We start from the raw sequence: 11,721 nt of genomic DNA on the forward strand, positions 1-11,721 counted from the left end.
TGGCTTTCAATGAATTAATCTTTATTGCCCGCCGGCGGCGGCACCGGTGATAAACACCGGAACCGTAGATTCCGCAGTGGACCGAGAATCTATTTAGGCAATGTCCGCGGAAGAACCCTCATCGCGAGACAAGTTAATGCCGAGCGACGGGCTTTCCATGTCATCGTCATCCGAGCCAGATAGCTCCATCGGGGTACCGTCGGTGGAAAGAACCTCCACATTCAGGCACAGAGACTGCAGCTCCTTGAGCAACACCTTGAAGGACTCAGGGATGCCCGGATCTGGAATATTGTCACCCTTCACGATGGCCTCGTAGACCTTCACGCGGCCTACCACGTCATCGGACTTGATGGTCAGCAACTCCTGCAGAGTGTAGGCAGCGCCATAAGCCTGCATTGCCCACACCTCCATCTCTCCGAAACGCTGGCCGCCAAACTGTGCCTTACCACCCAGTGGCTGCTGGGTAATCATAGAGTAAGGACCGGTGGAACGAGCGTGAATCTTCTCATCTACCAAGTGGTGCAGCTTCAGCATGTACATGTAACCCACGGAAATGGGGTACTTGTACGGCTCGCCCGAGCGGCCATCAAAAAGCGTGGCCTTACCGTGCTCATCAACCAGCACGTCGCCGTCGCGGTTCGGACGGGATGATGCCAAAAGGCGCTCGATCTCATGGTTGGTGGCACCATCGAAGACCGGGGTGGCGGTCAAAGAGTCCGCAGGGACATCGTAAAGCTCTTCCGGCAAGGTCTTAAGGAGCTCGGCGTTAGCTGGATCCTCGGTGTCGACCTTCCAACCTGCGTGAGCCAACCAGCCCAAGTGCAGCTCCAGCACCTGACCAATGTTCATACGACGCGGCACACCGTGGGTATTCAGCAAGATGTCTACCGGGGTGCCATCCTCCATGAACGGCATATCCTCTGGCGGCAGGATCTTGCCCACAACACCCTTGTTGCCATGCCGGCCGGCCATTTTATCGCCGTCCTGGATCTTGCGCTTTTGTGCCACGTACACGCGGATCATCTCATTGACACCAGGTGCCAAGTCGTCGTCATCATCGCGGGAGAACCGAGCAACGCCAATGACCTTGCCCACCTCACCGTGCGGAACCTTCATGGAGGTATCGCGAACCTCGCGGGCCTTCTCGCCGAAGATGGCGCGCAGCAGGCGCTCTTCCGGAGTCAACTCGGTCTCACCCTTCGGGGTGACCTTACCGACCAGAATATCGCCGGCGCGAACATCAGCACCGATGCGGATGATGCCGCGCTCATCGAGGTCGCTCAAGACGTCCTCGGAGACGTTTGGAATCTCACGGGTGATTTCCTCGGCACCTAGCTTGGTGTCACGAGCATCGATCTCATGCTCCTCAATGTGGACGGAGGTCAGAATATCCTCTTCCACAATGCGCTGGTTAAGGATGATGGCGTCTTCGTAGTTGTGGCCTTCCCACGGCATGAACGCAACCAGCAGGTTGCGGCCCAGCGACATCTCACCGTTGTGGGTACCGGGGCCATCGGCCAAAACCTGGCCGGCCTCTACGCGCTGCCCCATGGAAACCAGCGGGGTCTGGTTGTAGTTAGTGCCCTGGTTGGTTCGCTCAAACTTGCGCAAGACGTAGCTATCACGCTGGCCCTCATCGTCCATGATGGTGATGACGTCCGCGGTGACATTTTCAACCACACCGGCCTTTGGCGTAATGACCACGTCACCAGCGTCATAGGCGGCGCGCTGCTCCATACCAGTACCCACCAGTGGGGCCTCGGAACGAACCAGCGGAACCGCCTGTTTCTGCATGTTGGCACCCATCAAGGCACGGTTAGCATCATCGTGCTCCAAGAACGGAATCATGGCGGTTCCAACGGAGACCATCTGCCGCGGGGAGACGTCTACGTAGTCCACACCGGAGGCATCGGTCACTCCGATGTCACCCTCCTTCAGGCGGACCTCGATGCGCTCGCCAATCAGACGGCCTTCCTCGTCCTGCTCAACCTCGGCCTGAGCGATGGCGAAACGGTCCTCCTCATCAGCGGTGAGGTATTCCACCTGGTCCGTCACCTTACCATCAACGACCTTACGGTAAGGGGTTTCGATAAAGCCGAAGGCGTTCACGCGGGCGTAGGATGCCAGCGCACCAATGAGACCAATATTCGGACCCTCAGGGGTCTCAATCGGGCACATGCGGCCGTAGTGCGAAGCGTGAACGTCTCGCACCTCAATGCCGGCACGCTCACGGGATAGACCGCCTGGCCCCAGCGCAGATAGGCGGCGCTTGTGGGTCAGACCAGACAGCGAGTTGTTGTGGTCCATGAACTGCGAGAGCTGCGAGGTGCCAAAGAACTCACGGATAGCAGCAGAGACTGGCCGCACGTTAATCAGGGACGTCGGCGTGATGGATTCGGCGTCTTGAGTGGTCATGCGCTCACGCACAACGCGCTCCATGCGGGACAGACCAACACGGACCTGGTTCTGGATGAGTTCACCCACGGTGCGCAGACGACGGTTACCAAAGTGGTCAATATCGTCGGTGTTCAGCGAGATCATCTCGCCGTTTGGCGCCTTCATCTCACGCTCGCCAACGTGTAGGCGTACCAGGTATTCCAGGGTGACGGCGATGTCTTCCTCAGTTAGGGTCATCGGGCCATCGTGGTCACCGCCAAGGCCTAGCTTGCGGTTAGCCTTGTAGCGGCCAACCTTGGCTAGATCATAGCGCTTGGCGCGGAAGAAGGAGTTATCCAACAAGGACTGCGCCAGCTCGCGGGTAGGCTGCTCGCCCGGGCGCTGCTTACGGTAGATTTCCAGCAGCGCTTCATCAGTATTGGATACGCCGTCAGATTCCAGGGTTGACATCATGAGTTCAGAGAAGCTGAAGCGCTCCTTGATCTGCTCTTCGGTCCAACCCAGCGCCTTCAACAAGACGGTCACCGGCTGGCGGCGCTTACGGTCAATGCGCACGCCGACGGTGTCGCGTTTGTCCACGTCGAACTCCAGCCAAGCACCGCGGGAAGGAATAATCTTCACGGAGTGCAGCGGCCGTTCGGTGGACTTATCGATGGAACGATCGAAGTACACGCCCGGGGAGCGCACCAGCTGGGAGACGATAACGCGCTCGGTGCCGTTTACGATGAACGTACCCATATCCGTCATGATCGGGAAATCACCGATGAAGACGGTCTGTGATTTAATCTCTTGGGTATCGTTATTAATGAACTCTGCGGTCACGTACAGCGGCGCGGAGTAGTTGATGTCCTTTTCTTTACACTCATCAACGGTGTTTTTCACCGGCTCGAAGCGAGGCTCCGACAAGGACAGGGACATATTGCCCGAGTAGTCTTGAATCGGCGAGAGCTCTTCGAGGATGTCCTCAAGGCCACTCGTCACGCGTGCGTTATCGCCACGCTCAGCCTGCTCACGCTCGCGCCATTCTGGCGATCCGACGAGCCAAGCAAAGGAATCGAGTTGTACGTCAAGGAGACCCGGTAAGGCGATAGGTTCGCTAATTTTTGCAAACGAGTATCGCTTCGGGGCTCCGGGGATATTGGCCACAGACTTGGTCTGGCGGGAGACTGCCAAGATGGGTCCTTCCAGCACCTCACGCGGATTGCTATTCGCCCTGGCCGACGAGCAACAAAACCGCTGGTATTTTTAGCATTCGGTCTGCTGTGGAGTGTCTGGGTTCAGAATGCACAAAATCACCTTGTCAAGTCGGTTTTGCCATCACCAACTCGAAAGGCTAAATGTACGCCGAAGATCCAGATTCCAGCGCAACGAAATAGTGTATAGGAAAAAATCAGATATGTAAAGACCAACCGCTTTTACGGCTCTTTTCGCCGTGCTAGGGGGCAAGCTCTCGCTCGCCACTGCGCCAACACGGCAGTATCACTGCATAGCTACTAACGCGGCAACCACGAGCACCGTACCACTAAAAACTCATTTACCCGCAACCCAAACCACGCTTAAGGCTCTTAGCTGTAACTTTCACTCTTTATTTCACTGACGCTTTTCTTGCCTCGTCGGCGCACATGCTTGTTTTTGCGATCATATACTCCAAGTGCTCCAATGACCCCAATAAACGTGAGCACAATACCGATACCCAGCACAACCCAGCGCACGATCTCCGCCACGTGGTTGCGCGGAAATGTTTTTGCTTCCTCGAGCAGCGCCACACGGGCCCCCTCTGAGCTAGAACCGTTAAAGACGAAAGCTGGTTCGCGCCCAACGCCCTCGCGGTCCGCGTAGTAGTCATCGATATCCATTTCCATGCCCACCACCAGGCCCGTGGCTTGATCGACGTAGAAATCCCTACTTCCCGAGTGCATCAAATATCCGGGCTCCTGACCCCCATCTTCCTTGGGGAAGGAGGTGGTATTTCCATCGGCCGCATAAAGCTGCGCTACGTTCGTTGGTTCAATTTCTTGGTGATAGCGATATACCGTCCGACCTTCTACTTCAGTCTCTTCTTCAAAGACTGCGTCCACCGCCTTGCGCAGCGTCGGATCAAAAACTGGGTAATTCGTCTTTTCCGCATTCGCCGGGAATTTCAACCAGTACCCATCGATGGACACTTTTTCTTCAGGGCTAGCCAAAGTGTGGCTCAGGCTTGCCTCACCCTCGGCCTCACCGCTTAAACGGTCGATGGGATAGGTCCACACCTGCGCCCGGCTTAAATCATCGAGGCCTTGCCCATCGCCGCGCAGGCGCGTTTCCCCTATGCGCAGCGTCGCGGTATCTTCATTCGAAGGCTCTTGGATGCTCGCGTTAATCTGATAGGTCATCGGCCCTGAATAAGGCGACATTCCATCCTTGTTCACTACTTGGGAATCAGCAGACTCATCTTTAAGAGTCCACGTGGTGTTTTTAAGCTCCAACGGCAACCGCGGCGAGAAATCCAAAAATGCCGGCGCCGCTACTCCGGCGACCACCAGCGCTACGCCGAGGCCAAGTAAAAGGACGGAAAAAATGCGAGACTTGGGCAGCATGGGGGCCAATTCTACAGCGCTAAACCCCAGATCCTAGTTTCCACATGTTATGTTCATGGGTTTTGGACGCGGAGTCCGGTGACTTCTGGGGCACATAGCCCTCGGACCTGACCCCCATTTGGTGGACACCTGATATCCAGCCCAGTCGGGCTGGCAAGGTTGGTAATCTACCACCATGTCCAGGTACTCCGAACAGTTCAAACGCGACGGTGTGGCCCTCTATGAAAACAACGAGGACCTCTCGCTGAACGCAGCATCAGCCAAGCTCGATATCAATCGAGCCTCGCTGCATTCTTGGGTCAAAAAGTACGGCACCGGCAAACGTGCCCGCATAAAAGCCGTGCACGATCAAGCCCAGGCGACGACTGATTTTGAGCGAATCCGTCAGCTTGAAAAAGAGAACGCGCGGCTGCGCGAAGAACGCGATATTTTGCGCAAGGCTGCTAAGTATTTTGCTAAAAGCAGACTCACGGGAGTTGCGCTTCCAGTGTGGCTATGACTACCGAACCGAGTACTCGTCTCACACGGATGTGTCACGTGTTAAAGCTCAATTGCTCCTCATTCTACACATGGGTCTACACCCGTCAAGAACGCAGGTTAAAGATATGCTCTGATGCTCTTATTGGTGCACAAATCAAGACCATCTTTGATGATGAGCACGGTCTTTATGGTGCCAAACGCATCGCCGCACCCCTCAAAGGAAGACCCAGCGTATACCCCGGTCAATCACAAGTAAGTTGCACGAATCATCACAAGCCATGGGACTTCAGGGCTTTATTAAACGCCGCCGATGTATCACTACTAGGCGTAAGCTTGGCCACCGTGTCATGCCAGATTTAGTAGGTCGTACATTCACCGCTGACGAGCCGAACCGTGTCTATGTCGGCAACATGTATCTACCTGCTTATGACAAGGGAGGCAACAACATGTATGTGGCCACAGTCATTGACACCTATTCACGGAAACGTGCCGGTTATGGCATTCGCAGCCCACATGCAAGGCTTACTGGTCATCGATGCTCTATCCCACACACACGGTGTGCGTGGCAGTCTTGACGGGGCTTGTTTTCCATTGACGATCACGGCAGCGTGTACACCTCACAAGCCTTTAGGAACTACTGCTCGTCACTGGGAGTGCGCCAGTCCATGACAGCGGTAGGAACGAGTGCGGATAGAAGCCCTAGCAGAATCGTTTAACGCCACCTTAAAGCGAGAAGTGATGCGAAATCGGAAAGTCTTTGACAACCCAATCACCTGCCGTCAGGAAGTCTTCCGGTGGTGCATGCGCTTGTAACACCCGCAGGCGCCACTCCTGGTGCAACCTTCTAGCCCCCGATGGCTTCGAAGCACTCACATCAGCTACACTGACTAAAGCCGCATAGCTAACCCCCAACGTGTCCACTTTTCATGGGTCGAGCCCTTCAGGTCCGTTCATTGGTTGTGCCGTATTTGACGCAGTCGTACCAGTTATTTGGGAAGCTCTGGACATGGTGGATTTTCTTGTATTCATTGGAAAATGCAGGAAATAGAGGAAAAGGCTGAAAAGGCTCTGCTTTTAGCTGGACGCCTTCCGATTTTGGGCAATATCTTATGCGTATTGATGAAATCTCTTGCTCACAGGTTCGTTAGGCGTTTTTCGCGAGGCAAGATCGCTATCTCTAAACCGGCGAGTACGACTTCTATGATGATTTCAAAGTATTCCTGACTCATGCGGTCTTCGTTTTCCGGGTTGGCTAGCGGAATTAAGTAACTCTGGAGGATGTCGGCCAGCGTTGTGGAGCAGGCAGCTAGGGGCTGAAGCCGGGTAATCATTTGGCCTAGGTCGTGGCGCTGTTCCTGCCTGGTTGGGTTGCGCAAGTTGCGAGCAGCAAGGCTCCAAAGCATCGTGTTGATGATAATTGAGTATGCGATGTGAATGTACTGGCTAAAACCAGCGTCCCGTAGTTTTTCGTAAGCCACCTCCAAGATTGGAATCAACGCGGCGTCCATATGCCCATACATCAGTTTGTCGGTAACTCCGGGAAATTCAAGAAATACGGGCCTTACATTTCCTGCTAGGGAGATGAACCAATCTTTCCATTCCAGCTGCTCGTCCGGTAGCTCGATGGTGCTAGTGATTTCGCCGATTACAGAAGCGGTAATGGCGTCACGGTTCTGGTAATGATGGTAGATGACAGAGGGAACTACTCCCAGACGCTGCGCAAGGTCGCGAATCGACCATTTTTCTAGACCGCACTCTCGGGTCAGTTCCATCGCGGCGTACATAATCTTTTCCTGCGTCAGCCAGACGCGTCTACCCGTGTTTACCCGCTTGTCTTTTTTTCCCATGAAAACAGCATACCCTCAAACTTCGACAATACTAGAACATTGTTCTAGTATTGTTTTAGCTTGATTGGCAGCCCACTTTGGAAAGGATGTTTTAATGTGCGCCACTAATGAAAGAGACAAGAAAGTCGAATCAAAAATAACGGGACTATTTCCCTTGTTTTTGACGGTGTTACTGGCATATATGGGGCAGATGATTCTTAATCCAATTCTGGCTCCACTATCGCGCGAAATCGGGTTGAAGGAATGGCACATTGGCGCCACTATTTCGTTAGCTGCCATTATGTTATCTCTTACCTCCACCAGGTGGGGACGTGTCTCATTGCGATGGGGCTCTCGGCGCATCTTGCTTATTGGCATGCTTGCCGGAATCCTGGCTCTAAGCGGATTCGCTATGGTGGCGTGGCTAGGATTTAAGGGTCTGCTCACCGGCATAGCGTTGATTCTAGGAATAGTAATAACTAGGGGCGTGCTGTACGGCGGTGCTATAGCATCAGTATCCCCAGCAGCGCAAACCTACGTTGTGACTCATACCTACAGTGAGACGCAACGGGTAAAAGGTCTGGGAGTCTTGGGCGCTGCACAAGGATTCTCGTCCATTCTTGGAGCCTTATTGGGCGGCAGCCTTGCAGCTATAGGAGGTCTCATGATGCCCTTGATGGTGATGCCTCTGGTTATACTTTTAGGTGTTGTCGTTTTGCTGCTAACATTCAAACCCACAGGTGGAGAAGAAAAAGTCGCTCAACCGGCAAAAGTTTCCTATTTTGATTCAAGAGTATTCGTGTTCCTGGCTTGCGGTTTCCTAATGTTTACCGCTTTTTCTACTGTGGCTACACTTTTCGGCTTTTTGCTGCAGGATGTATTGAAGCTAGCGGCCGGCGCCACAGCAGGGCTCACCGCTTTGTGCATGTCAATAATGGGTGTGGTGATGATACTGGCGCAGGCCTTGGTGGCTCCAAGGCTAAACTGGGGTGCTAAAAAGCTCTTTAGAAGAGGATTAATAATCGTTCTTCTCGGGTTACTGCTCTTGGTTTATCCACTAAATCTTGGATTGTTCATCGCGGCCAGCATCTTGACAGGCTTTGGTCTAGGCCTGGCGATGCCTGGCTACAACACGGCGCCTACTTTGCAAATGAAGCCCGAAGAGCAAGGTGGGCTGGCCGGGTTGATTAATGCTAACAATGGTGCAGCCTATGTAGTGGCACCGATAGCCTCCACTGCACTTTACGGGCTCTCTCCGTGGCTACCAATGACATTTTGCACAGTCCTGATAGCTGCAGCGATTTTGCTGAGCTTTTACCACCCCGAGTTCCGCGAATAATCTCTTTATGATTAGAAGCAAAAACCATAAAACCCCTGCTAAAGCAGTGTTAAATTCAACAGAGATCCGACGTCTAGTCGCTGCGAGATTCAAACAAGCTTAAACGTCACAAAACCCATGCAAACACGGGGTCATTCAGCCAATCACTTGTAGTGGGACGTCCTGGGTTTAGTTCCTACCTCAGCTAAGGAAGGATTAAACTATGCCTAGAAAGTATTCCGTCGAATTCAAGGAGAAGGCGGTCCATCAGATCATCGAAATGGTCCGCTTGGAGTCTTGCTCACTGCAATGCGCCTACACGGAGGCCGGTGAGCTGCCTGGAGTATCTCACCACACGTTGCGGGCTTGGTACCGTGACAGTGCTTCAGTACAAGATAATTCTGATGCGCCAGGCGGCGAAACAATGGAAGAAGAACTTGGGGTGAAGTGTCCCAGGTTATGTTCCGTTTGATTAGATGGAAAACTGAACGGCCCAGCCCCCGATGTGTCCACTTTCCCGCGGTTCGTCCCAAGATAATAATTTAAATGCCCTGCTGTATACCAGGTACAGCAGGGCATAAAAAATATCAGCTCTTAAGCGACGAAGCGAAGAACAAAGAAAGTTTGACTAACCACCTCAAAATGCTCATCGCCCAAAGATGCTAAACCATAGTGATCGTCGAAATGTTACACAGAACCACCAGTAACTACACGTGGACCAACAACATGCTCAGCCTGCCGAATCGGTTTATTAGGCTTATTGTCATTTTTACCCTCATGAGAAGGCTTGTTTACCGAACCTCCATGAGAATCACCGTGCTTTACATTATCGGAGACCTCGCCTTTGTCTTTCGATGGCTTAGCAGAAGTCGACTTGTCAGAATCCTTACCCTCGTCCTTCGATGGTTTAGCAGGAGTTTCCTTACCACCTTCTGCTTCCTCACCCGGCTTATCCTCCGACGGCTTAGCAGAAGTCGATTCCTCAGAACCCTTGCCCTCGTCCTTCGATGGCTTAGCAGGAGTTTCCTTACCACCTTCTGCTTCCTCACCCGGCTTATCCTCCGGTTTCACAGATTCGCTAGGGTTCGTCTCTTCAGGCTTCACATCGGGAGACTCAGGAGCAGGCTTTGACGACGCTTCATCATCCTCATCGCACAAAGTAATCTTAAACACAGCCTGATCACAACCATCCTCATTAACAAATGCGCCGGCTAGATAATAATTCACACCTAGATTCGAACGCGGTTTAAGTATGTTTTTTAAAAAGTTCGCTTTACTGGAAGAGCTTCCTACGTCGCTGCCGATAGTGGCATTATCCCCGGTTTCACGGGTAACAACACAGCTAGTATTACCTAACAAACCATCCGGAGTGTTGTTGCGACGGAAGTCATTAACCATCTGCTCCGACGGCTTCATGGAAAAACGAGGAAGCACACCATTCCTAAACTCATCGTTTTCCGGCAAAAATAGGCACCCTTCCTTGGCATAGCCAGTACCACCAGATTCTTGCGGGCATCTCCAGAGTGGGCCACCCACACTAATCGGCAAATACGTTTCCGCAGCCTCAGTCTTCACCTTCGCAGACAACTTAAAAGTAGAAACACCCACTGGTACTTTATCTCCCGTACCGGGAGTGAAAGAAATCAGATTATATCTCGAATCGGAATCCATAGGCGGTGCCGCATGCCCGATGTCACCCCAAGAATCTTTGAGATCGGATAGACCAGCATTTTGGATTAAAGAGTCCTCTTGTGGAACGCCGGAAACGTATTCATCGTAGGCTTTCTTTAAAGTAGTGCCTTCCTTTGAATAATCAATTAACACAGCATTAGGCTCCCCAGTGGTCGCACTAAGGCCTTTACTGCCTTCAGTGTCGACGTAGTTATCCCCGGACACATCGTCAACGGTCTTTAGATTCAAATCACGGTTAACCTCGCGGACGGGAGGAGTTATAGCGACAGACTTTGCGATTGGATCCCAATCCGGATCCGGTTCAGAAACTAACGTTAGTTTCACATCCTCAAGCTGCTGAGGAATCGCAAGACTAAACCCACGCGCAGTCTGTACCTGATTAGACGTCACCAGACCGTGACTAACCTGAACTGTATACTCAACCTCAGCCTCATCACCAACCTTCTTCACACACACATCACCACCCCGACAATTAACAATGCCTATCCTGCCGTGGTTTTTCACATTATCAAATTCTATAGCGTTCGCTTCGGAGGCTAACGCGATCGAGCCAGCCGCCGCGACCGAAGTCATACCCGCAAACACTAAAGCACACGTTTTCCTACGCATCACTGAAAACATCACAAGTATCTCCTTGAAAATTAAGAATTTAGAGAGGCATAGCCTCAATTATTTGATTACTACCACCATCTGGACTGCATACAATCAAAAACAACCTGTTTTTAACCGAAGCATCCCAGAGGGTCTCGTTGCGCTGAGCGTCATCTTTTGACTGCTGATACGTGTCAGACACACGAAAACTACTTTGACCAATCTGAAACGAGTCGCCTTCATTGACGCTCAACTTCCCTTGATCAAAAAACCAATTACCCGGCGACCAACCCTTCTGCAACGTATGAGTCGCAAGATACGCGGTACCCTTATCCAGTTGATCAAACCTCACACCTAAATTGCGAATACCAAACACACTCGTGTAATTAGTGGGCCAAATCACATTATCGACCATATCTATCTCGCCATAAGGGACATCCAGGGTGCCGAAACGGAACCGAACATCGTTAAAAAACTCAGCCTTGACCTGACCAGAATCAGGGGGAGACATACCAGGCTCAGCTGCTGTTTCTTCTCGCTCAACTCTGGAGCCAGTCAAGTCAACAAATTCTTCAGTAGTGTCAGCCCGTATCTCACTCGAAGGCGGTTTACCCACCGAACTGACAAAAGACCCGGCCACATCCTGATCTTCACTCGCACCAGGAAGACTGCATCCACTCAGCGAAATAACTAAATGGGGTTACCCGCAAGTCGTGGACACGTTGTTAAGCTGCTTAGGGGTTAAGCAGCGGCTTTCTTATTACAATTTTGATCAGCGAGCTGGGCTTCGAAATCGACGGGGCTTACCATCCCGATGGACGAGTGGCGACGACGCCGG

At 52.4% G+C, this 11,721-nt stretch carries 6 protein-coding genes and 2 pseudogenes; 3 read left to right on the forward strand and 5 right to left on the reverse strand.

All coding sequences use genetic code 11. The annotated features are described in order from the left end of the window. Positions 1 to 93: 93 nt before the first annotated feature. Positions 94 to 3,588: a DNA-directed RNA polymerase subunit beta gene (gene rpoB / locus D9V82_RS01715; protein ID WP_121910660.1), complete on the reverse strand. Its 3,495-nt coding sequence runs from the start codon at positions 3,586 to 3,588 to the stop codon at positions 94 to 96. 374 nt (positions 3,589 to 3,962) lie between these two features. Next, entirely contained in the window at positions 3,963 to 4,976 is a 1,014-nt protein-coding gene (pgfA, locus tag D9V82_RS01720; RefSeq protein ID WP_121910661.1) for a cell envelope lipid trafficking protein PgfA, read from the reverse strand. 175 nt (positions 4,977 to 5,151) lie between these two features. Here pgfA and D9V82_RS01725 point away from each other — a divergent pair. After that, a pseudogene (locus D9V82_RS01725) lies at positions 5,152 to 6,357 on the forward strand (IS3 family transposase). Positions 6,358 to 6,589: 232 nt separating this feature from the next. Here the strand turns inward: D9V82_RS01725 and D9V82_RS01730 are convergent. Further along, positions 6,590 to 7,303: a TetR/AcrR family transcriptional regulator gene (locus D9V82_RS01730; protein ID WP_121910662.1), complete on the reverse strand. Its 714-nt coding sequence runs from the start codon at positions 7,301 to 7,303 to the stop codon at positions 6,590 to 6,592. A gap of 94 nt (positions 7,304 to 7,397) precedes the next feature. Between D9V82_RS01730 and D9V82_RS01735 the strand changes: the two genes are divergently transcribed. Together D9V82_RS01735 and D9V82_RS01740 are read left to right on the forward strand one after the other, a co-directional pair. Next, the gene (locus D9V82_RS01735; RefSeq protein ID WP_121910663.1) at positions 7,398 to 8,621 is read left to right on the forward strand and encodes an MFS transporter; all 1,224 of its coding nucleotides are present in this window, start codon (positions 7,398 to 7,400) and stop codon (positions 8,619 to 8,621) included. Between the two features lie 202 nt (positions 8,622 to 8,823). Then, positions 8,824 to 9,039, forward strand: a pseudogene (locus tag D9V82_RS01740) (IS3-like element IS3501 family transposase); the annotation flags it as partial. Positions 9,040 to 9,287: 248 nt separating this feature from the next. Here the strand turns inward: D9V82_RS01740 and D9V82_RS01745 are convergent. Then, a complete protein-coding gene (locus D9V82_RS01745; RefSeq protein ID WP_121910664.1) occupies positions 9,288 to 10,865 on the reverse strand; it encodes a hypothetical protein in 1,578 nt (525 codons plus the stop codon). 76 nt (positions 10,866 to 10,941) lie between these two features. Then, positions 10,942 to 11,523, reverse strand: coding sequence for a hypothetical protein (locus tag D9V82_RS01750; protein ID WP_121910665.1), 582 nt, complete (start codon positions 11,521 to 11,523; stop codon positions 10,942 to 10,944). Positions 11,524 to 11,721: the final 198 nt, after the last annotated feature.

Source organism: Corynebacterium macginleyi (genome assembly GCF_003688935.1).
In the GTDB taxonomy this organism is placed as follows: domain Bacteria; phylum Actinomycetota; class Actinomycetes; order Mycobacteriales; family Mycobacteriaceae; genus Corynebacterium; species Corynebacterium macginleyi.